25 protein-coding genes and 2 tRNA genes are annotated in these 22,323 nt (G+C 40.8%); 15 read left to right on the top strand and 12 right to left on the bottom strand.

The window, feature by feature from the left end; all coding sequences use genetic code 11:
- Positions 1-28: 28 nt before the first annotated feature.
- Positions 29-523, bottom strand: a complete 495-nt coding sequence (locus DW103_RS15940; protein ID WP_122277934.1) for a metallophosphoesterase — start codon at positions 521-523, stop codon at positions 29-31.
- Positions 524-581: 58 nt separating this feature from the next.
- On the opposite strand from DW103_RS15940, the gene DW103_RS15935 reads away from it, so the two are divergent.
- A complete protein-coding gene (locus DW103_RS15935; RefSeq protein ID WP_122277932.1) occupies positions 582-2,654 on the top strand; it encodes an RNA degradosome polyphosphate kinase in 2,073 nt (690 codons plus the stop codon).
- Positions 2,655-2,789: 135 nt separating this feature from the next.
- Here DW103_RS15935 and DW103_RS15930 read toward each other — a convergent pair whose 3' ends face one another.
- A complete protein-coding gene (locus DW103_RS15930; RefSeq protein WP_122277930.1) occupies positions 2,790-4,184 on the bottom strand; it encodes an rRNA cytosine-C5-methyltransferase in 1,395 nt (464 codons plus the stop codon).
- A 52-nt stretch (positions 4,185-4,236) separates the two neighbouring features.
- On the opposite strand from DW103_RS15930, the gene DW103_RS15925 reads away from it, so the two are divergent.
- The 3 genes from DW103_RS15925 to DW103_RS15915 are packed head-to-tail and all read left to right on the top strand — an operon-like array spanning position 4,237 to position 8,347.
- The gene (locus DW103_RS15925; protein ID WP_122277927.1) at positions 4,237-4,941 is read left to right on the top strand and encodes an SAM-dependent methyltransferase; all 705 of its coding nucleotides are present in this window, start codon (positions 4,237-4,239) and stop codon (positions 4,939-4,941) included.
- A complete protein-coding gene (locus DW103_RS15920) occupies positions 4,942-5,517 on the top strand; it encodes an acyltransferase (RefSeq protein WP_122277925.1) in 576 nt (191 codons plus the stop codon).
- A 55-nt stretch (positions 5,518-5,572) separates the two neighbouring features.
- Positions 5,573-8,347, top strand: coding sequence for a family 78 glycoside hydrolase catalytic domain (locus tag DW103_RS15915; protein ID WP_122277923.1), 2,775 nt, complete (start codon positions 5,573-5,575; stop codon positions 8,345-8,347).
- 67 nt (positions 8,348-8,414) lie between these two features.
- On the opposite strand, the gene nadC is transcribed toward DW103_RS15915, so the two are convergent.
- Positions 8,415-9,254 carry a carboxylating nicotinate-nucleotide diphosphorylase gene (nadC, locus tag DW103_RS15910; protein ID WP_122277921.1) on the bottom strand — a complete coding sequence of 280 codons (840 nt, stop codon included), beginning with the start codon at positions 9,252-9,254 and terminating at the stop codon, positions 8,415-8,417.
- A 3-nt stretch (positions 9,255-9,257) separates the two neighbouring features.
- Positions 9,258-9,629: a DUF4783 domain-containing protein gene (locus tag DW103_RS15905; protein ID WP_122277919.1), complete on the bottom strand. Its 372-nt coding sequence runs from the start codon at positions 9,627-9,629 to the stop codon at positions 9,258-9,260.
- A gap of 90 nt (positions 9,630-9,719) precedes the next feature.
- Here DW103_RS15905 and rlmH point away from each other — a divergent pair, with 90 nt between their 5' ends.
- On the top strand, positions 9,720-10,193 hold the full coding sequence (gene rlmH / locus DW103_RS15900; RefSeq protein ID WP_122277917.1) for a 23S rRNA (pseudouridine(1915)-N(3))-methyltransferase RlmH: 474 nt from the start codon (positions 9,720-9,722) through the stop codon (positions 10,191-10,193).
- A 54-nt stretch (positions 10,194-10,247) separates the two neighbouring features.
- Here rlmH and DW103_RS15895 read toward each other — a convergent pair.
- Positions 10,248-10,321: transfer RNA gene (locus tag DW103_RS15895), tRNA-Pro, on the bottom strand.
- A gap of 185 nt (positions 10,322-10,506) precedes the next feature.
- Between DW103_RS15895 and DW103_RS15890 the strand changes: the two genes are divergently transcribed.
- The 3 genes from DW103_RS15890 (at position 10,507) to DW103_RS15880 (ending at position 13,288) form a co-directional block, all read left to right on the top strand.
- Positions 10,507-10,579, top strand: a tRNA-Phe gene (locus tag DW103_RS15890).
- Between the two features lie 251 nt (positions 10,580-10,830).
- Complete coding sequence (locus DW103_RS15885; RefSeq protein WP_122277915.1) at positions 10,831-12,048, top strand: site-specific integrase; 1,218 nt, start codon at positions 10,831-10,833, stop codon at positions 12,046-12,048.
- A gap of 76 nt (positions 12,049-12,124) precedes the next feature.
- The gene (locus DW103_RS15880; protein ID WP_122277913.1) at positions 12,125-13,288 is read left to right on the top strand and encodes an RNA-binding domain-containing protein; all 1,164 of its coding nucleotides are present in this window, start codon (positions 12,125-12,127) and stop codon (positions 13,286-13,288) included.
- A gap of 99 nt (positions 13,289-13,387) precedes the next feature.
- Here the strand turns inward: DW103_RS15880 and DW103_RS15875 are convergent, their stop codons facing one another.
- Both DW103_RS15875 and DW103_RS15870 read right to left on the bottom strand, forming a co-directional pair.
- Entirely contained in the window at positions 13,388-13,684 is a 297-nt protein-coding gene (locus tag DW103_RS15875; protein WP_122277911.1) for a helix-turn-helix domain-containing protein, read from the bottom strand.
- 5 nt (positions 13,685-13,689) lie between these two features.
- Positions 13,690-13,977, bottom strand: a complete 288-nt coding sequence (locus tag DW103_RS15870) for a helix-turn-helix domain-containing protein (RefSeq protein WP_122277909.1) — start codon at positions 13,975-13,977, stop codon at positions 13,690-13,692.
- A 342-nt stretch (positions 13,978-14,319) separates the two neighbouring features.
- On the opposite strand from DW103_RS15870, the gene DW103_RS15865 reads away from it, so the two are divergent.
- The 6 genes from DW103_RS15865 (at position 14,320) to DW103_RS15840 (ending at position 19,359) form a co-directional block, all read left to right on the top strand.
- Positions 14,320-14,625 (top strand): helix-turn-helix domain-containing protein, encoded by a 306-nt coding sequence (locus tag DW103_RS15865; protein ID WP_122277907.1) that lies wholly within the window; start codon positions 14,320-14,322, stop codon positions 14,623-14,625.
- Positions 14,606-15,838: a VapE domain-containing protein gene (locus DW103_RS15860; protein ID WP_122277905.1), complete on the top strand. Its 1,233-nt coding sequence runs from the start codon at positions 14,606-14,608 to the stop codon at positions 15,836-15,838. Before DW103_RS15865 ends, DW103_RS15860 begins: the two co-directional genes overlap by 20 nt.
- A gap of 332 nt (positions 15,839-16,170) precedes the next feature.
- A complete protein-coding gene (locus tag DW103_RS15855) occupies positions 16,171-17,205 on the top strand; it encodes a toprim domain-containing protein (RefSeq protein WP_122277903.1) in 1,035 nt (344 codons plus the stop codon).
- A gap of 157 nt (positions 17,206-17,362) precedes the next feature.
- Positions 17,363-17,746 carry a MobC family plasmid mobilization relaxosome protein gene (locus DW103_RS15850; RefSeq protein ID WP_122277901.1) on the top strand — a complete coding sequence of 128 codons (384 nt, stop codon included), beginning with the start codon at positions 17,363-17,365 and terminating at the stop codon, positions 17,744-17,746.
- A complete protein-coding gene (locus DW103_RS15845; RefSeq protein WP_122277899.1) occupies positions 17,712-18,629 on the top strand; it encodes a relaxase/mobilization nuclease domain-containing protein in 918 nt (305 codons plus the stop codon). Before DW103_RS15850 ends, DW103_RS15845 begins: the two co-directional genes overlap by 35 nt.
- Before the next feature lie 4 nt (positions 18,630-18,633).
- Positions 18,634-19,359: a hypothetical protein gene (locus DW103_RS15840; RefSeq protein ID WP_122277897.1), complete on the top strand. Its 726-nt coding sequence runs from the start codon at positions 18,634-18,636 to the stop codon at positions 19,357-19,359.
- 49 nt (positions 19,360-19,408) lie between these two features.
- On the opposite strand, the gene DW103_RS15835 is transcribed toward DW103_RS15840, so the two are convergent.
- From DW103_RS15835 to DW103_RS15815, 5 genes are all read right to left on the bottom strand, one after another.
- Positions 19,409-19,735, bottom strand: coding sequence for a helix-turn-helix domain-containing protein (locus DW103_RS15835; RefSeq protein WP_122277950.1), 327 nt, complete (start codon positions 19,733-19,735; stop codon positions 19,409-19,411).
- Between the two features lie 130 nt (positions 19,736-19,865).
- Positions 19,866-20,285 (bottom strand): RteC domain-containing protein, encoded by a 420-nt coding sequence (locus DW103_RS15830; protein ID WP_122277895.1) that lies wholly within the window; start codon positions 20,283-20,285, stop codon positions 19,866-19,868.
- The gene (locus DW103_RS18510; protein WP_122277893.1) at positions 20,239-20,478 is read right to left on the bottom strand and encodes a hypothetical protein; all 240 of its coding nucleotides are present in this window, start codon (positions 20,476-20,478) and stop codon (positions 20,239-20,241) included. Before DW103_RS18510 ends, DW103_RS15830 begins: the two co-directional genes overlap by 47 nt.
- Before the next feature lie 44 nt (positions 20,479-20,522).
- Positions 20,523-21,161: an HAD family hydrolase gene (locus DW103_RS15820; RefSeq protein ID WP_122277891.1), complete on the bottom strand. Its 639-nt coding sequence runs from the start codon at positions 21,159-21,161 to the stop codon at positions 20,523-20,525.
- Positions 21,162-21,165: 4 nt separating this feature from the next.
- The gene (locus tag DW103_RS15815) at positions 21,166-21,762 is read right to left on the bottom strand and encodes a sugar O-acetyltransferase (protein ID WP_122277889.1); all 597 of its coding nucleotides are present in this window, start codon (positions 21,760-21,762) and stop codon (positions 21,166-21,168) included.
- A gap of 110 nt (positions 21,763-21,872) precedes the next feature.
- Between DW103_RS15815 and DW103_RS15810 the strand changes: the two genes are divergently transcribed.
- Positions 21,873-22,323: AraC family ligand binding domain-containing protein (locus DW103_RS15810; protein ID WP_122277887.1), on the top strand; the 451-nt coding region annotated here is incomplete at its 3' end.

Raw genomic sequence — 22,323 nt, 5'->3', positions numbered from 1 at the left:
CTTTTTCTTTTGTAATCCGGCATTATTTTCACCTGTTTCCTAACTCTATCACCTCTAAATCTTTTATTTGAGCGCCGTCTATTACAAATCTCAACAAGGTACGAACCTGATGAAAACCGCTTTTCCCGGCAGCTCCGGGATTCATATATAAGCAATTCAAACTTTTATCAAAACAGACTTTCAGTATATGAGAATGGCCGGCTATGAAAAGGTTAGGACGAGTATCATACAATTCTTCCCTGATAGCCGGATTATAACGTCCGGGGTATCCACCGATATGCGTCATCATTACATTTACCTCTTCAACTTTGAAGTGGGCGATTTCCGGATACTGGAGGCGAAGAGACTGTCCGTCGATATTTCCATATACGGCTCTGAACGGTTTCAAGGCAGCCAAACGGGCCGCCAGCAAATCCGAGCCGATATCTCCGGAATGCCATATTTCATCGCATTCAGCAAAGTATTCGGCATATTTATCATCCCACCAGGCATGCGTATCGGAAAGAAGTCCTATTTTCAACATAACAATTTCTTTTATTATACAAAAGTATCTATATTTACGCACCGAAGAATAGATTACAATGGAAAATTCACACAAATATTTCAAACGTGATATCAGCTGGCTTTCTTTCAACTATCGCGTTTTGCTGGAAGCAGAAGACGAAACGCTTCCTATTTACGAGCGTATCAAGTTTTTGTCTATTTATTCCTCCAATCTGGAAGAATTTTATGAAATCCGGGTTGCCGAACATCGTGGAGTGATTATGAAAAAGAACTTCACAGACGAAAGTGGCAGCGAAGCAGAGCAGATACTGGCAGAAATCACCCACGAAGTAAACCGCCAGCAACGTGAATATTACCGTATTTTTTACGACAAGATATTACCGGAACTAAATCGGCAGAACATTTATCTATACCAGAACAGTCTTCCGGAACCCTTTCATGAAGAATTCGTACATAATTTCTTTAATGAAGAGATTTTCCCGTTCCTCTCTCCGGTCATGATTCAAGCAGGCGACATCCGTACTTTCATACGCGACCGGCGCCTTTACCTGGTTATCCGGATGATAAAGAAAAGCAAACGGATGTCCGACCCCGGATTTATCCCGGAATATCACTATGCCCTGATGAAAATTCCTTATGCCAAGGTCCCGCGTTTTATCGAGTTGCCCAAGCATGAAGGAAAATTTTATATCATGTTCATCGACGACATTATCCGGGCAAACCTATCCAGTATATTTCCCGGCTACGTGGTGGAAAGTTGCTACAGCATCAAAATATCGCGCGATGCCGATATTTACCTGAACGAAGAAAAAGGGACAAACATTGTAGAGGATATTCGTAAAAAGGTAAAGAGACGCAAGATTGGAGCTTTAAGCCGTTTCATGTACGACAGCGCTATGCCGGATGATTTTCTGGCATTTGTCTGTGAAGCCTTTGGGATTACGACGGACGATTTAGTACTAGGCGGACGGTATAATAACTTGCAGGATTTGATTAAGCTGCCTAATCCGCGGGGGAAAGAACTGGAACAGCAAATCCCTGTACCCATGCGTATTCCTTTCTTAGATGAAATGGGCTCCGTTTTCCGGGCCGTCAAGAAAAAAGATATTCTACTTCATTTCCCTTACCAGTCGTTCGATTACCTGATACGTTTCCTGATGGAAGCTGCTTTCGACCCGAAAGTCGACGAGATAAAAATCACCCAATACCGGGTGGCGGAAAACTCGGCTGTCATCAACACACTGATTAGTGCCGCTCAGAACGGGAAAAAAGTAACCGTCTTCGTCGAACTGAAAGCCCGTTTCGACGAAGAAAACAATATGAGCACAGCCGAACGGATGGAACAAGCAGGAATCCGGATTATTTACAGCATCCCCGGATTGAAGGTACATGCCAAGGTAGCCGTTATCCTCCGAAAAGATACGGAAGACGGCAATAAACGACGCGATTTCGCTTATTTAAGTACCGGCAATTTCAATGAGAAAACGGCTAAAATATATTCGGATATGGCTTTGCTAACTTCAAACGCGGAAATAATAACCGACATTAATAAAGTATTCGCGATATTGGAAGGGAAATTGCAAGAGCCTACTTTCCGCCATTTACTAGTGGCACGTTTCAATATGGTCCCGGAACTGACTCGCATGATTCATCGGGAAATAGAACACGTGAAAGCCGGAAGGGAGGGACGTATCATTCTGAAGATGAACGGACTCCACGACCAAAACATGATAAACGAGCTTTATAATGCCAGCGAAAACGGGGTGAAAATCGACCTGATAGTACGAGGTATCTGTTGCTTGGTCCCCAACCAGCCCTACAGTGCCAATATTCGCGTTACCCGTATTGTCGATATGTTTCTGGAGCACTCCCGTATCTGGTATTTTTATAACGACGGGCAGGAAGACCTGTTCCTGACCTCGGCCGACTGGATGCGCCGCAACCTGAATCGCCGTATCGAGACAGCTTTTCCGATACTCATTCCCGATATTAAAACGGATATTCTCAATATCTTGAAAATCCAGTTACAAGATAACGTAAAAGCCTGTTTCATCGACGAGAACTTATGCAACAACTTCAAGAAGAACGATGACCCGGTAAAAGTCCGCGCCCAGTTAGCCATTTACGAATACCTAAGGAGGAAAGAGTAATAGAAACGCCAGCTATTCGGAAATAGATGCGAAGGAAAGTTGTTTTTGACGCCGTCGAAAACATTCACGACGGCGTCAAAAATATTCACGACGCCGTCAGAAACATTTTCGACGGCATCAAAAACAAAATACCCGCTATGCTTTTTCAGAAAAGAGTAAGACCTTTTCCGGCAAATATCCCGTGCGAATGCGCCATTCCTGTGGGTAAAGATTATTAGCCCGGTTGCCGAGATGCTTCACAAAGCCTAAGGGATAATCCCGGTAACACACCAAAACATATCCTTTCGGTGTTTCTCCCAGCAACAGGAGAGCTTCTTTTTTCAAATACCGGATAGCATCTTCCCAACTTAACTCCACAGTCGTGAAGCTCTTTTTATTCAAAGCCGTACTCATTGCCAAAGCATGGGCAGGAAGAATGTCTTTCCCTTTGACCTCCCCTAAACGGATACCGGCCGTGACAATCCGCAACCTGTCGGCTATCAGTTGATAAGTTTCATAATGAGTGGACGGAAAAGCTTGGACGGTATCCTCGCACATTTCAAAACAAAATACTTCAGGCTCCGACAACCAGTTACGGACAATAGCCGGAATAACCGGAGCTGTTTTTCCCTTTTCCCGTTTGTTTTTCGTTTTCAGGCGAACTTCCTCGCGCTCTCCTTCCGCTTTACGAAGCACGGCAAGAAAGAAACCTTCACCCTTGGTACGGTGCGGGAAAAAGCGATAGACCGGGTGATTGTATTTGAGCGGACCGGCAATCTGCCATGCCTCCTGAGTCGGGACGGTCAATGCTTCGGCATCCAGTTCTTCTATTATATAATGTATATTTTCCTCATCCTCCTCCGTATTGTAGGTGCAGGTGCTGTAAACAAGCAGGCCTCCAGGTTTCAGCGCATTCCAAATATCGTGAATGATGCGGCGGCTGCGCGCGGCACAAAGTTCGACATTGGCTACGCTCCATTCACCGGTACTATCCGTGTCTTTACGAAACATTCCCTCTCCGGAACAGGGGACATCGGTTACTATCAAGTCAAATAAATGCGTCAACCGGCCGATTTCTTCCGGGTCGTTATTTACCACGATTGTATTCGGATTTCCCCACTTTGTCATATTTTCCGCTAAGATATGACTACGGCTACGGATTACTTCGTTGCTGACCAACAAACTTCCTTCCGGCAACAAACTGCTCAAATGCGTAGATTTACCCCCCGGAGCAGCACAAAGGTCCAGGCATTTTACAGGTTCGGATACATATTTGCGCACGACCTGCTCCAGAAACATGGAGGAAGCCTCCTGCACATAATAAGTTCCGGCATGAAACAAAGGGTCGAATGTAAAAGACAAACGCTCCGGAAGATAATAGCCATTTTCACACCAGGCAACCTCTTCTCCCTGTCCCGGAGCGGAAAGGCCTTTCGATTTATTGATACGGATACTAACAGGGACATCGGCCTGAAGCGCGGCTTCGAGCTGCTCGAACTCTTGCCCCAGCAACGCACGGGTACGGGTGATAAATTCTGTAGGAAGTGCCATCTTATTCTGCTTGTTTAGCGCAAAAATACTAACTTTGCAGAAAACTAACAGTATGCAAGCATCTCTTTTCCTTATACCGGTAACACTGGGCGATACGGAACATCGCCGGGTTCTTCCGGAATATAACCGCGAAGTCATTCTTTCCATCAAACATTTCATTGTGGAAAATGTACGCACGGCACGCCGTTTCCTGAAAAAAACGGAACCGTCCATCGTGATTGACGAACTGACTTTCTACGAGTTGAACAAGCATACTTCGCCGGATGATGTAGCCGGTTATCTGGCTCCTCTGGCAAAAGGCGAAAATGTAGGAGTGATATCCGAAGCCGGTTGTCCGGCTATTGCCGACCCGGGAGCGGATGTAGTGGCAATTGCGCAACGGAAAGGTTATCCGGTAGTACCGTTGGTCGGTCCCTCTTCCATCCTGATGTCGGTGATGGGGTCAGGTTTTAACGGGCAGAGCTTCGCCTTCCACGGCTATCTGCCTATCGATGCTTCGGAACGGAACAATATGATAAAGAAACTGGAAGGACGCATTTATTCGGAAAACCAGACGCAGCTCTTTATTGAAACGCCTTATCGCAACAATAAGCTAGCTGAAGAATTAGTCCGTACCTGCCGTCCTTCTACCAAGCTGTGCATCGCCTCAGATATTACTTGCGACGATGAATATATCCGGACTCGTCCTGTCAAAGAATGGGCCGGTAAGATACCGGATCTCAGTAAGAAACCTACAATTTTCCTAATCTATAAGTAAATGGCAACATATCAGGCTCACGAAACAGCTATCATCGACCCCGGTTGTAGCATTGGGGACGATACACGTATCTGGCATTTTTCTCACATCATGACGGGGTGTACGATAGGACAACAATGTAACATCGGGCAAAATGTCGTAATCTCCCCTCAAGTAGTACTTGGCAATCGTGTAAAAGTGCAGAATAACGTCTCTGTTTATACCGGTGTTATTTGTGAAGATGATGTTTTTCTCGGTCCAAGTTGCGTATTTACAAATGTGGCAAATCCCCGCAGTGCAGTATCACGTAAAGAGCAATATCAACAAACATACGTAGGTCGCGGAGCTACCATAGGGGCGAATGCTACCATTATCTGCGGACATAAAATAGGAGAATATGCGTTGATTGGTGCCGGCGCTGTTGTTACAAAAGACATACAGCCCTATGCGTTGGTGGTAGGAAATCCTTCCCGTCAAATCGGCTGGGTCAGCGAATACGGACATCGGCTGGAATTCGATAAGGAGGGTTTTGCCGTTTGTCCTGAAAGCGGGCAACATTACCGGCTGACAGGCAAAGGTGTCGTGCGTATTCAATGAGGCAAGTTTTCTGTTCACCGAAATAAACTGATTATCCATTTAATCTTATTGCTGTATGAAAAACTATTTTGCCGTATTTATTCTATTGATATTGTCGCCATTTTCAATTTTCTCCTCCTGCAATCACAAAGAGAAAATTGCTGAAGTCGAAACGGAAGAGAATATTTATAACCTGAGATGCGAATACTTGGTTAACCCGGAAGCTGTCGATAATCCGGCTCCCCTTTTAAGTTGGCAACTACAATCGCGGCAAAGGGGGAAAAAGCAGACAGCTTACCGGATTTTGGTATCCTCCGATTCTCTTTCACTCCAACAAGAGGAGAAAGCTGATTTCTGGGATTCCGGAATAATTCGCTCTTCCCAATCTACACAGGTAAAATATGAAGGAAAAACCTTGTCTTCCCGTCAGCAACTTTACTGGAAAGTAAAGATTTGGGATGAAGCCGGGCAACCTCTTCCCTGGAGTGATATGGCAACATGGAGAATGGGGTTGCTGCAACCGGAAGATTGGTCGGCCCGCTGGATTGGCTATGAAGAAGATAAGAACCCGGATGTGCCTGTTACAGGCCCGGCTCCTTACTTCCGCAAAGTATTCTCCATAGATAAACCTGTCCGAAAAGCTTGGATTTATATCTGTGGCTTGGGCTTTTATGAAATGTATGTGAACGATAATATATTAGGGGAGCATCTGGCTCCGGCTGTTACCAATTATGATGTGCGTCCCCTCAAAAATCTGATTTATCAGTATGACGACCAGTCTACGCAGCGGTGTCTTTACAATACATTTGATATTACACCCATCATAAAGCAAGGGAAAAATGTACTCGGAACGATTTTGGGCAACGGCTGGTATAACCAACGGGATAGAACCGTGGAAGGATATATGTGGTACGACACACCCCGCATGATTGTCCAGTTGGAAATAGAATACGAAGATGGTTCCACACAGGTGATAAAAACAGATTCAACATGGAAGACAACGACCGGTCCTCTGCTGCATGACGGAATTTTCACCGGAGAAGTATATGATGCGCGGCTGGATTGCAATCTTACCGAATGGTTCATGGATGATTATGATGATAGCGAATGGACAACCGCTATGGAAGTAAGGCCGCCCACCGGAGTACTCAAGCCCCAACTGGCTCCTTTTGATGAAATAATCAATTTGATAAATCCCGAATTTGTAAAGAAAGAAAATGATTCTACCTATTTATATACATTACCGGCAACTGTATCCGGCGTACCATCTATACTTGTCAAAGGCAAAGCCGGCGATAAAATCAGGTTCCGTTATATATCGGAAGAAGGTGATGATTATGGTCAATCCGATACTTACATTCTGGCAGGTAATGACAAAGCCGAGAAATGGAGCCCCCGTTTTACCTGGCATACCTTCCGCTCTATCGAAGTGATTAGCCGGAATATCGATATGAAGGATTTATATATGGTTGTAAAGACAATCAATACGGCCGTTAGGCGAAATGGAGGATTCAACTGTTCGAACGAACTTTTCAATAAGATTTACCGGGCTTATATCCGGACACAGGAAGCTAATTTCCACGGGAGTGTCAGCAGTGATTGTCCACACCGTGAGCGTCTGGGATATACCGGTGACGGACAAGTGATTGCCGAAAGTTGCCTGTTAACTTACGATATGAGCCAGTTCTTTCGGAAATGGTTGAATGATATGGAGGATGCCCGCAATAAAAAAACAGGTTACGTCACTCATACAGCTCCATTTGCAGGAGGAGGAGGAGGTCCGGCATGGGGATCGGCTTTCGTCATCATGCCTTGGCTCTATTATTGTTATTACAGTGATACCACGTTGTTAGCACAACATTACGGCGGCATGAAGCACTGGGTCGAATATCTTGGAACTCGTACTGATAATCGCGGTATCGTTGTCCGGGAAGAGCCGAACGGTTGGTGTCTGGGAGATTGGTGTACACCGGATAATATACAGATACCGGAACCATTGGTAAATACTGCCTACTATTATCATTGTACACAATTAATGTCCCGGATAGCAACAATTTTAGGAAAAGAAGAAGATACTTCCTCATTTATCCGGTTAGCAGATAAAATAAAAGGGAACTTTAATACCGTATTCTTTAATCCTAAAACCAATCATTATTGGGAAGGAAGGCAAGGCTCCGATGTTTTTGCATTAGCTTTCGGTTTGGTTCCGGAAAAAAACAAGCAACAAGTTTTCAACGCTTTACTCGAACATTTGGATAAGATTGATTATCACTTTGATACAGGAATATTAGCCACTCCGCTCTTACTGCAAGTCCTGACCCAATTTGGACGGGCAGACTTGGCATATCGGGTTATGAACCAACGGGAGGCCCCGGGGTTTGCCTATCTGCTGGATGACCGTAACAGTACTCTTTGGGAAAACTGGAATGGAGAAGCATCCCGGTGTCATCCCATGTTTGGAAGTGTAATTACTTGGTTCTACCGGACACTGGCCGGAATAAATTTTGATGAATCGGAAATGGGTATGAAACATATTCTGATAAAACCTCAAACAGTGAACGGCTTAAATTACTGCAAAGGTTCCTACCTTTCTTTGTACGGCCGGATTCGCTCAGAGTGGGAAAAAGATAATGCCGGAAATATCCAATTGACAGTCGAAATCCCGGCCAATACAACTGCTACCATCTATTACCCGAATGAGAAGGGCAATCTGGTCTACGAGTCCGGTATTCCGGTAGAAACAGCAAAAGGTATTCGGGCGGTAAAGAATGAAGGAGGTCAATCTATCCTGGAAATAGCATCCGGAACTTATACCTTTACTATCAATGACACTTTCGGACAGGCTCAGTAATGTCATTACACAAAAATGGCGTAAAGAATTTGAACTCTTTACGCCATTTTTTGTATAATGCTTCAGATTAGCAAGCCTTCAAACTCATATCCAAGCTTTTAACTGAGTGAGTCAAAGCACCGACCGAAATATAATCGACTCCGCATTCCGCATAATCCCGTAGTGTATCGAATGTGATACCACCGGAAGATTCGATTTCGAAACGGCCACCAACCATTTCTACGGCCTTCTTTGTATTCTCTATATTAAAGTTATCGAGCATGATACGGTCGATTCCACCCACATTCATCGCTTGTTGCAATTCATCAAAATTACGGACTTCTATTTCAATCTTCAGATTTTTACCTTTCTCCTTCAAGTATTTTTGGGCACGGGTAATAGCCTGTTCAATTCCTCCGGCAAAATCCACATGATTATCTTTCAACAAAATCATATCGAAAAGACCGATACGATGGTTTACGCCTCCACCGATTTTGACGGCATCTTTTTCCATCATGCGCATACCCGGTGTTGTTTTACGAGTATCTAATACGCGTGTTTTTGTTCCCTCCAATCTCTTAACATATTTACGGGTAGTCGTAGCTATACCGCTCATGCGTTGCATAACATTCAGAACCAGACGTTCAGTCTGCAAAAGCGACTGAACCTTTCCTTCTACAGTAAAAGCAATGTCTCCTTTTTTTACCTCTGCTCCATCATTGATAAAAACATCTATTTTCAACTCCGGGTCAAAATCATGGAAAATTCGTTTAGCCATTTCCACTCCGGCCAACACACCATCTTCTTTTATGATAAGTTGGCTTTTCCCCATAGCTGTTTCAGGAATGCAACATAATGTAGTATGATCACCGTCTCCTATATCTTCGGCAAATGATAATTTAATTAGTTCGTCAATAAGTTGATCCATCTTTTATTCTATTCTGATTGATTGTATAATCGCTTTGTCACCTTCGGCCCGATAAGTTATATTCACACGAAATTCACCGGAAGCAGTAGGTAATTTGCCGACAAAAAATCCGGTATCTTTTTTATCTGCATGGTGAACGACCGTAAAGCCGGTAGGTTTATTCTTTCCAAAGAAGGTCTCCAACATCGAAATAGCATCTTTTGCACTACACTTCTTAGACGAGCCCGGCAATGCCATGTCGACCTCCTTGTCCATTGCTCCGCTAAGTAAAGTTGCGTCACCACCTTTAAAAGCGTTCGATATAGGAACTATATCCGCAGCCATCACACTCAGACATGAGAGTATCAATGCCAATGTAAGAAATAATCGTTTCATAAGCTATCTCCTTCTTTTAATGAGTATTGTTATACAAAGGTATATATTTTTCTTGTAATTTAGTACCCTTAATCTTTAAAATGTAAACAAATGAAAATTACACTGGTTGTAATCGGCAAAACGGATGCCGGCTATTTTGTAGAAGCGATCAATGAATATAAAAATAGATTGCCCCATTATATCCCTTTTGAAATGGAAGTTATTCCCGATATTAAGAATGCAAAAAATCTTTCCGAAGACCAGCAAAAAGAAAAAGAGGGGGAATTGATACTAAAAACGCTTCAATCCGGTGATTACTTAGTCTTATTGGATGAAAAAGGAAAAGAATTCACATCGATACAGTTTTCCGCCTATCTGGAAAAGAAGATGTACACGATTCCCAAACGTCTTGTTTTTGTAATCGGGGGCCCTTATGGTTTCAGCGAATCTGTTTATAAAGCCGCTTCCGAAAAGATTTCCTTAAGTAAGATGACTTTTTCACATCAAATGATTCGCTTGATTTTCATCGAACAAGTATATCGGGCTATGACAATACTCAACAACGAACCTTATCATCATGAATAAGGTTATTATACAACAAAAGGGCAAACACTTATTTCTAAGTTATTTGCCCTTGAGTCGGGATGAGAAGACTCGAACTTCCGACCTCCACGTCCCGAACGTGGCGCGCTAGCCAACTGTGCTACATCCCGTTTTGATTACGGCTGCAAAGGTACAAATAAATTTAAACTCGCAAACACTTTCGTCATTTTTTTTCATCGAAACTATCATTTTCCTCCATCATCTACCACAACAGCAAACATCCTTATTTTTTCCCCCTAAAATATTTGGACTATAACAAATAATATTTACCTTTGCACCCGTCAAACAAAACAACGGTGCCATAGCTCAGTTGGTAGAGCAAAGGACTGAAAATCCTTGTGTCCCCGGTTCGATTCCTGGTGGCACCACTTTTAAGAAAAGAAAAACGATGTAAATCCCTGAATTTCAAAGAAGTTCAGGGATTTTTCATTTCCAAGAATAGGCAAAATAAGTGGGATTAAAGCAAACTGTACGTCCTTATTCAGGGGACGGTTTTAGAAAGCCCTGAATGTTCCACTGCGCAATAGCTACTTCATTCTTTTACAGCACGTTGCACTATTCTACATAACAGAGTCCTCGGTTCGATTTCCTAACTTTGTATCATTAAAAATTGAGCAGTATGGAAAGAAAGAGATTCAGCGTTTTGTTCTTCATCAAGAGAAGCAAACTGTTAAAAAACGGGGAAGCACCCGTGCGTGTACGTGTCACTTATGACCGCTTATATGTGGAACTTCAACTAAAACGAAGTGCCAAAGTCCCACTTTGGTCGCAGGACAAAGAGAAATCAATAGGCAAAGACCGTAATTCCGTAGAACTAAACCATTACATTGATGCCTTGCGTGTGAAATTCTATCAAATCTACCAAGATTTAGAACTGGAGGGAAAGATTATTTCCGCCCGTGCCATAGTAAACCGCTATCAGGGAAAGGACGAAACTTTCAAAACATTATATAATGTATTCAAGGAGCATAACGACAACTGCCGGAAGCTAATCGGAACGGATTATGCCGACATTACCGTAAGACGTTACGATAATTGCCTTAAATACCTCATGGAACTGGTGAAACGGGATTATAGGGTAGATGATATTCTACTGCGTGAAGTAAACGGGGAATTGGTGCGCAACTTTGATTTATACCTGAAAACGGAAAAGCATTGCGCACAGAATACCGTTATCCGTTATATGAAGTGTTTCAAGAAAGTGATAAACCTTGCTATTGCAAACGAATGGATAACGAAAAACCCGTTTGCCGGAATCAAGTTTCACGAGGTGGAAGTAAACAAACAGTTCCTTAGCCAAACTGAAATTAATAAGATATGGCAGAAAGAATTTAAGATAGAACGGCTGGAACTGGTACGGGATGTATTCATTTTCTGTGTGTACACCGGATTGGCATTTATAGACGTATATAATTTACGTCCCGAACATATTTCAGAGGATAGTAACGGTAATTTATGGATAGTAAAAGCCCGTGAAAAAACAAATAACCTTTGTAATATTCCGCTTTTGAGCATTCCGAAACAGATACTTGACAAATACAAGGACAATCCGTATTGCCTTGACAAAGGCGTTATGTTACCTGTTCCATGTAATCAGAAGATGAACAGTTATTTGAAAGAAATTGCCGACCTTTGCGGAATTAGAAAAAATCTGACCACGCACACCGCCCGGCACAGCTTTGCAAGCGTCATCGCACTGGCTAACAATGTATCACTTCCAAATGTGTCTAAAATGTTAGGGCATTCATCTACGAGAATGACACAGCATTATGCCAAGGTATTAGACCAAAGTATATTGAGAGATATGCAAGAAGTAGAAAAGAATCTGATATATTAAATACCAAATAGATAGCATTACAAATAAGAAATAAGGTATTTATAAGTATATTTGCCAATTACAAAATAACAGCCATATGACACTAAATGAATTAAAGGAGCAAATTATATTAACAATCCGAGATTTAAAAGACTACGGAGTATTTCCTAAAGAAAATCATTTGTATGATTATAAAAAAGAATTAAATTTCTTTGGTATAAATGATGCTTTAGAAATTTTCATGAGAAATTTAGCAAAAGACATCTTATCTTTTTCTAATGGAAATGGAGGTATTATTATTTTAGGCATAGAGGAAAATACAGCCACAGGAAAATTAAATGATACTGGACTTGACTCTAAGAATCTTGATTTATTAACAAAGATAGATTTAAACTTAATCACTCAAAAATTTGAGAAAATCACAAAAATAGGAGTAAATATTGATTTACAGTCCTTTCAATTAGGCACTCGTCAATTTTATTATTTGCTAATAGAAAAACAAAATCAAGTATTAATACCTGTCAATGATTTCAATGATTATAAAATCAAGAAAGGAGAGATTTTATATCGTGCATCAAGTAAGAATGAAATAGCAAATCATTCAACCCAAGATTTCAATCGTTTCTTACAAATTAAATCAAATGAAAAAAATAAAGAATTTATGGAGATTTGGTCAAAGTTGTTACCTGAAATTTTTGATATTAATCCAAGAGAAATTCTAATTATAAATCCAAAGAGTAATCAGATTTATGGATTTAATGGAAAAGATAACATTTTATCCAGTAGTGAAATAGAAATAGACCATTCAGAGAAAGGGGTATTTAATGTTATACTGAATGCTATTTCTGCTGGAGAAATAGGGAAAATATCTGATACAGAAGGGAAGCCATTATACAAAATTGTTGGAGAAATCAAGACCACAGTACCAAGAGAATACATATCCTTAACAACTCTATTGGCAGAAGTCGTAAAATTATCTGGTTTTAGAGTATCAAGCGTACAATTAAAAATTTTAATGAAATATTTAGGCTGGGTTAATGATGAAAATTTTGAGGTAAAAAATCCAGATACAAATCCAACAAATCCAGAATATAATAATTTTATATGGTTAGAACGTTTTGATAAATTAAAAAACAGTTTTAAAGTTGTCTGTTCAGAAGAAGCAATCCCTGAAATAGTCGCAGTCCTTAGTGATTTATCCAATCATATAAAGATTTTCAAAAAAGAATTATTACGAGTAAAAGTAAAAGCAAGTAAATGAGTATCAGTAAAGCCAGCAATACTGTTTTCAATAAAACAAGATTGCTGGCTTTCAATAAACCAATACACCAAGAAAACAAGGTTTCAATATTTCATGCTTTCAATATTTCAAGTTATCATTCCTGTAATACTTATCTAATAAATTCATTATATCACTTTCCCGATAAATGATTTTTCCCGGAAGCTGCACATATCCCAACAGTCCCGTATCCCTGTAATCCTGCAAAGTCCGTTTACTAATACACAGTTTTTGGCAGACTTCCTCACCCGTCAGGTAATGCTCACCACCCAGTAGCGGACGATAATTTGTTATCATGTATTCCACATTCTCCAACACCCGGTCAAGGGATGAAAACAATACTTGTGTTGTATTGGAATCTTTTGTTATCAAATCCATAAGTTCTATTTTTTAGAGTTATTCTTCACGTGATTTTGCATAAAAGTTTCCACGTCCGAAACCTTATAATAAATCTTGTTATTGATTTGTGAATAAGGCAATTTACCCATATTACGATAAGTTTGCATCGTCCGGGCAGACACGTTCAGCAAACGGCAGATTTCACAGTTATCCAGCCACTTATCTTGTTTTCTCCGCAAAGGAATACACAGGGCATCCATACGATTGATAAAGTGGTTAAACTTTTCCTGCCAAAGTTCGAATGTTTTCTTTTCAATGGTTACTATTTCCATATTTCATTATATTTTGATTTTACTTCTTTTTTCTTGTTTGATGCAAATATATAGCCTTGAATAATAGCTTGTTTCAGACTGTCCGCAGATGTCCTTATATGTCCTCACTTGTCCCACTTGCATAAAGAAAAGAATAAGAAAAACTGAAAAAGGTAAGCGATATAAAGAACTTCGTTCACGTTTCATTCCCTATTATAATAAGGTGAAGAACACAAACGAACTTTCACGGTCTGATAGTATTTTGAAGCAGAGCCGAGCAAAGCAATTCCAAACGCCTGACACTTTGTTTTTTACCATTTTTTCTTATTTTATTTGTGGTGCTAATTCAAAAAATAAAGCACCATGAACAATCCTTTTGAAGAAATTTTCAAGCGGTTGGAAAACATCGAAAAGATGATTTCCCCCGTAATCAGTTCTTCATCCGAAGAACCGGACAGCAAGCAGTCCGTTTTAGTCAAAATATTCGTAGCCAGTCGGATAACCGGATATTCAGTTAATTACCTCTACCACTTAGCCAGCAGCGGAGCAATACCATGTGTCAAGCGTGGACGCTCCTTACGTTTCGATGTGGACGAGTTGCAGCGGTGGATGCAGCAACAATATGTACCAGCTTCCAACAAACTATCCGATGAAAGAGAAAAGGGATAACGAAGCGGAACACATCGAGGGTAGGCTATCCAAGAACGAGCGCATCGAAAGGCAGCTTAATTCCTTGTACGACTTCCGGTTTAATATTGTGAAAAGCAGGACAGAATACCGGGCTGCAAATACTTCCGGTTTGTATCAGCCAGTCACAAAGTTTGCTTTGAACTCTTTCAGGCGCAAACTGGATGTTACCGTAGGTGTTGCCACCTCTGCCGACAATATACGTATGATATTGGAAAGCGATTTCGCAAATAAGGTGCATCCCATACGGGAATACCTTACTGCCCTACCCTTGTTGAATCCTGCCGGACATGGATATATCAAAAAACTATTGAACACGGTGCAAGTTGCCAATCCCGGCAAGTGGGAGGAGTATTTTACGAAATGGCTTGTCGGTGTGGTAGCTAATGCCATGAATGACACAAGCTGTCAAAACCATACTTGTTTAGTCCTTACTGGCGACAAGCAGGGACAGTTCAAAACATGGTGGCTGGATAACCTTTGCCCGTCACCACTAAAAAACTATCTATTTACCGGGAAGATAGACCCACAGAGCAAAGATATTCTGACACTGATAGCCGAATATCTGTTTATCAACATCGACGACCAGCTAAAGGAACTCAACAAGCAGAATGAAAACGCACTAAAGAACCTGATAACCACCCCGGCAGTCAAATACCGTAGACCGTATGATATTTACATAGAGGAATATCCGCACTTAGCCAGCTTCATGGCTTCGGTGAACGGAAACGAGTTCTTGACAGACCCGACAGGGAACAGACGATTTCTGCCTTTTGAAGTCCTGCACATTGATAAACCGACAGCAGAAAGTATCAACATGGATAATGTCTATTCCGAAATCATGTACTTGTATCGGCAAGGTGTACGCTATTGGTTTAATGATACCGAGATTGAAGAACTGTACCTGACAAATGCGGAATTTGAGGTGCAAACAGTTGAGTTTGAAATGCTGATGCAGTATTTTGAGAAACCCGCAGAGGAAGAAGAAAGCCTGTTCTTTATGACGACAGCGCAAATCCTCACTTATTTACGGGATGTCTGCCCCATGCAGTTATCAGAAAAACGGTTGGGCGAAGCATTGCGGAAAGCCGGATTCAAACGGGTACAGAAACGTATCAGCAACTACAATTATCCGGTATACGGGTACAGGATAAAGCCTGTTTCCGTACCCTATGCAGATAACGATTATGGTTAGCATAGCCGTTTCATGACAGATAATGCTGTCATGTAGTAATTACTACAAAATATCTTACTTGGATTCTATTTATTGAATATCAGTTATTTAGGTAATATGTAGTAAGTAGTAAGATAGAATCCTAAACTTTCAGGAAATTTGAGAAAAAGAAAAATCAGAAAACAACATGGGTACTATTTCTATCTTTTTGTATTGAAATAACTTACTTATCTTACTACATATAATATAATCCATTGAAAAAGAAAGGAATAAGCGTAGTAAGTTGACTATTTTTCTTCTTACTCGCTTCCTACTTCATTTCTACAATTTATAAACATTCAAAAATAAAGATTATGACTTATCAGGAAGCCAACCATATCAGTATCAAGGAATATCTAAAATCATTGGGTATTCTACCCGTAGTGGATAAATATTATTACGGCATGTACCACAGCCCGTTCCGTCAGGATGATACGCCCAGTTTCAAGGTGGATTACGGTGTAAACTTGTGGTGTGACTTCGGGACAGGCGAGGGCGGCTCGCTCATCGACCTTGTGATGAAGCAGCACGGGTGCAACGCCTACGGTGCTATCTGTCGGCTGGAACAGTATTCATCTAGAAATTCTTTTTCTTTTCAAGGGAAAGAGGTTTCAGAAAAGAATCAACATGAAAGGAAACAACCGACCAGCCCGATAGAAATCCGTAAAATACAGCCGTTGCAGAATCCGGCACTCATGGATTATTTGAGAAGTAGGAACATTCCACCTCAAATGGCAGCACACTATATGCAGGAAATGTATTACCGTATCGGTGACAAACCTTATTTTGCACTCGCTTTCAAGAACGATGCCGGAGGTTACGAGCTTCGCAATCCACGTTTCAAAGGTAGTACATCACCCAAAGACATCACACATATACGGCAGTCGAGCAAAAAGAACGATAGCTGTTTTGTTTTCGAGGGAGTTATGGACTATCTTTCTTTTATCGCCATCCGGCAGAAAACAAATCCTACCTATCCTTGTCTTGACTGGCAGGATTATGTTATCCTGAACTCAACCACAAATGTAGATAAAGCCTTATACCCGTTAGCCGATTACGAGCATATCCACTGCCTTTTGGATAATGACGATGCAGGGCGTAAAGCTACCCAAGCCATACAAAAAGAATATTGTTGGCATGTACGTGATTCATCACATCTGTACAGTGAATACAAGGACTTGAACGATTACCTGTGTGGGAAGAAGTTTATCCAACCAGCAGAAAGGATGCAACAGCCAACCCAACAAATGCAGCCGGAGAAACAAAAACAGTCTGCCAAGCAACAACAGCCGGAAGATAAAAATAGACAAACTCCCGGTGAAAAAAGAAAAAGGGGCAGACGGTTATAATCCGTAGAACAGGCAGAGCATACCAATGGTAAGCGGTGTGATTTAGGGGAGCAAGGTTATGTTTCGGTAGACCGAAACCCCTTGCTTTGCTCATCGCAAAGGGAAATTTCTCCCGTTGGTCGCAATTTCTAAAATACCACCTAAAAGAAAAAAATGTATGACAGAGATAAGAAATAAGTCAGGAGGTCGCCCGGCAAAGAACCGGATAGACAAACAAAAACGGGTAGTCAGTACGAAGCTGACCGAACTACAATATTACGCTATCAAGAAGCGAGCCGGAGAATTCGGTCTGCCTATTAGCGAATACGTCCGGCAAGCGGTTGTTTCGGCAGAGGTAACGCCCCGGCTAAACAGGCAGGATGCAGACACTATCCGGAAATTGGCAGGAGAAGCCAACAATCTCAACCAGCTTGCGCACCGTGCCAATGCAGGAGGTTTTGCGCTCGTGGCTGTGGAGCTTGTGAAACTGAAAAACAGGATTATTGAAATCATAAACCAGTTATCGGATGATTGGAAAAATAAAAAAGGGAAGCGGATTTAAAGGCTGTGTGAACTATGTACTCGGCAAGGAACAGGCAGCTTTGCTACATGCGGAGGGAGTGTTAGCCGAAAGTAAGCAGGACATTATCCGTAGTTTCTGTATGCAAACAGAAATGAATCCCGATTTGAAGAAGCCAGTCGGACATATTGCGCTAAGTTATTCGGCAGTGGATGCACCCAAACTAACAGATGAGAAAATGATACAGTTGGCACAGGAGTATATGCGTGAAATGAAAATCACCGATACGCAATATATCATCGTGCGGCATCAAGACCGGGAGCATCCGCATGTACATATCGTATTCAACCGGATAGATAATAACGGTAAAACCATTTCAGACAGTAACGATATGTACCGGAACGAGCAAGTTTGCAAGAAGCTGAAAGAGAAACACGGACTGTATTTTGCCAAAGGGAAAGAACAAGTGAAACAACACCGTCTAAGAGAGCCGGATAGAACGAAGTATGAAATCTATACGGCTGTAAAGAATGAAATCGGAAAATCAAGGAACTGGCAGCAGCTACAAAAGCAATTAACGGAAAAAGGTATCGGCATTCAGTTCAAACACAAAGGGCAGACGGATGAGATACAGGGTATTTCCTTTTCCAAAGGGGAATACACGTTCAAAGGCTCGGAGATTGACCGCAGTTTCAGTTTTTCCAAATTGGATAAATATTTCAGGGATGCAAGGTTGACAACAGCCGGAAGCAACAAGCAAACGATTACCCCACAAACACAGGAACCAGCAATAAACAAAAGTGATAATTCGCTACTGGTAGGTTTAGGCGGTTTGTTTTCCGTTTCGTCCTCTCCGGTTGATGAAACGCCTGACAATCCCGATTTGAGAAAGAAGAAGAAAAAGAAACGACAATTTAAGTTATAAGCGTATGGAAGAAAATTTGATTTTAGAGGGGCTTCTCTCTATGGTTACGGAACTGAAAGAGAAGCAGGAACAACAGGTAACACCAGCCAGCCGGGAGGAAACGATAAACCGACTGGATGTTATCGAGCAGCGTATTTTGGAATCACAAAGGAAACCTACTATTCCTGAAAACATGGTACAGGAGATTTTAAGCCAAATCGCCAGTATCAAGAAAGGACAATCCGAGAATCAGAAACAAGACCTTGAAGATATAAAGGGGCTTATCGTAGCTTCACACAGGTATTTCAAGGAGAAACTAAAGATATTGTTTCCGGCTGACACACAACAATCGGAAAAGGCAGAACCCGTTTCTTGGTATGACAAATTTCTAAACCGGATTATCCCCTACCTGAAACCGAAATTCTTTCTTTTTTCAGCAGGAATACTTATTTGCCTTGTGTCGTTAGTCCTGAATATCCGCTTTGCGGAACGGATGCAGCAGTTACAAGATAATGATATAAAATACCGTTATCTCCTGATGAAAGGAAAGGCGGACGGAAGCAGCTTCGATTTGCTGGAAATGAATTTCAGCCGGAAACGGGATAATGCTTTTATTCAAAGCGTAACAGATACGGTTATAGATTTTGAATATCGTAGCCGTAAGCAAGCGGAAGCGTTGGAACGTGCAAGGCTGTTGGACGAGCAAGCCAAACAGTTAAAAAAGGAAGCGGATAAGTTAGGAAAACCATAGAAAAGAAAGAGCCGGAATAAGTGATACCCACCACTCCGGCTTATCTGTCTTACTTCTTTTCCCCGAACTGCTTTTCAAAGTTACGGAGCATGACTGCATTAAACCGTTCCTTAATGAACTCCCGAACATCCGAAGCCCGGTAATAGACTTTACCACTAATCAACATATAGGGAAGCTCGTTTTTGCTTCGCAGCCGTTGTAAAGTTCTGATGCTAACTTTGAACAACAGGCATAAATCCTGATTATCCAGCAGGTTATCATCTTCGGACATCACCTTATCGGCATTACGCAGTACCCGTACATCCTTGCAAAGCTCATCCAATTTATTAAATAGCTTTTGCATCCATTCTTTGAAATCATAGTTTTCTATATACATATTTGTTTCATTTTTCAGATTATACATTAATGATTGTCAATCGATTGATGAAGCAAAGTTGAGAAAACCAGCGCAAAAAAATTACGGGGTAACACATGGAATCCACGATAAATTGAAGCTAAGTCATTGATTATCTATAACCTTTTTTATCATGTTCCTTTCGGATAAGGTCAGATAGTCCATTAAGAAATTCGGTTATTTTGCCCGGCTTGCGCTTTATTACATCCTCATGCTTTTGGTGATAGTCTTTTAGTTGGACGTTAAACACCCATTCAAAGGCTTTAGATAAATCAGACAAGAAAGCTGGTTTGCCATTTTTATAGACGATACGTTTGGAAAGGAATAAACCGCTGATAATTTCCATTATATCAATCAGGTTTGTTTTGTCTGCCAAATAAAGAGGGGAAAAAGGTTGTTTGTTAAAGTGTGATTTGAATTGCTCCGGGTACTTGATACGCCATTCCACAAGGCGTATTTCATTGTTCAGTAGCCCAATCGCTTCATCAATGAGATACAAATAAGGCATTTTTTTCTTGCTCAAACCGCACATGATACGATTTAAGTCTATACAATCCGAAAGAAAGGTAGCGTAGTAAAACGCTATTATTCTGTTCATTAATACTAAAATCAGCCAAGTGAATAGCCAATTCCTCAATAGCTTCCATAAATTCTGATACGGAAACTTCACGTTGTGAGCATTCCGATAATAATCGAAAGAAACTCAAATCTGATATTCTGTTCATACAATAGAAATACTAAATGTTTCTTTATTAAGCATGTATATTTGTCATCCCATTAAATAGCATTCAAGTGAAGCTATTGAATAAAAAACATTCCCAGCATTGTGAGCTTCTAATTTTTGTGCATCTAAGCAAGAAGTTAGCCATGAAGCAGATAAACATCGTATTCCAACTTCCCTACAAGACACAATATCTGAAACTGTATCACCTATATATATCATTTCATCCGGTTGTAACTTATAATCTGCGAGCAATTCCCTAAAATTCTCTGCTTTATTATTTTTGAAAGGATTTCCAGTTTTTACTTTATCAAAACACGTGTCCATATTAAATTGACGTAATGTTATCGCACAGCTCTTTTCTCCTTTTCCTGTAACCAAAGCAATAAGAATAGATTTCTTTTTTAACTTCTCAATCAGTTCTGTTATACCGTCAAAAGGACGAGGGCACATTATATGCATTTGTTCGTATATCACGTAGAAGTCATCCAAAGCATTTTCCCAATTATAACCAACAAGTTTTTTTATCATCCCTTTTTCATTTAACCCAAAAGTTTCTAAAATATCATTTTCGGATACATCATTAAGAGTAACATAAGGAGTTACTGCCTTTCTTAAGGCTTTGAGGCACATGGGAATTGTATCTCCGATTGTACCGTCTAAATCAAAGGCTACTAATTTAATCATAGCCCTACATTTGATTGATTTTCCGTATCACCCGGCAAGGATTTCCTACCGCCAAGCTATTTGCCGGAATATCTTTGGTTACAACACTTCCTGCACCAATCACACATTTTTGCCCTATTGTCACTCCCGGTAAAATAATTACTCCACCGCCAATCCAGCAGCCATCCTCTATCATGACAGGAAGGGCAAAAGTTCGACGGACATATTTACAGCCATCCGGGGTTTCTGTCCATACAAGCCGTTCATTAAACTCTACCGGATGAGTTGCCGTATAGATTTGTACATTAGGTGCTATCAGCACATTATTTCCTATAGTAATCTTATTGCAATCGACAAACGTACAACCGGTATTTACGGTGACATTATCACCGATGTGTATATTGCATCCATAATCACATATAAACAAATGACCGACAGAAACATTTACACCTATGCTTCCAAACATTTCCTTTAGTACAACATATTTTTCAGTCTTTTGCTCATACGGCAAAGAATTGTATTTCATCAACAAGTGATGAGCTTTAGTTTTCAAATCCATAAAAACTGGGGCGTAGCAATCATACCATTCACCTGCCAAACATTTTTCCATTTCAGTTTTCATAAGCTATGATTTTAAATATATTGCAAAGTTATACCGATTTTTCGGCTAATTTTAGGTATTATTTTTCGTTATTTTGGTATTAATCCGTTTCTTAGGGCTATATTTATGGCATGAAAAGAGAAAACCTACATCAACCATTCGAAATTAGTTTTAGCGAGCTTGACGAATCCTTGCTAAAGGAGCATGAACATACCTTCTTTGAATTAGTATATATTCTTTCAGGAACAGGCATCCAATGGATTAACAACAATATGTTTCCTTATCATGACGGACATTTGTTTATGATTACTCCCGGAGATACGCATTCTTTCGAAATCCATACAACAACTAAGTTTGTCGACATCAAGTTTAACGACATATATATACATTCTTCTGTTTTCGGTGCTGAAAATATCCAAAGACTGGAGTTTATTCTTCAACATGCTAATCATCAACCCGGTTGTATACTAAGAAATAAAGTAGATAAGCTATTGGTGAAACCCATGATTGAAGCGATTATCAGGGAATATATTAACCGAAATTTATACAGCAAGGAGATTATAACACAAATAATTAATACGA

It is taken from the genome of Parabacteroides sp. AM08-6 (assembly GCF_003473295.1).
In the GTDB taxonomy this organism is placed as follows: domain Bacteria; phylum Bacteroidota; class Bacteroidia; order Bacteroidales; family Tannerellaceae; genus Parabacteroides.
This window is presented reverse-complemented; position numbering and strand designations above follow the sequence as displayed.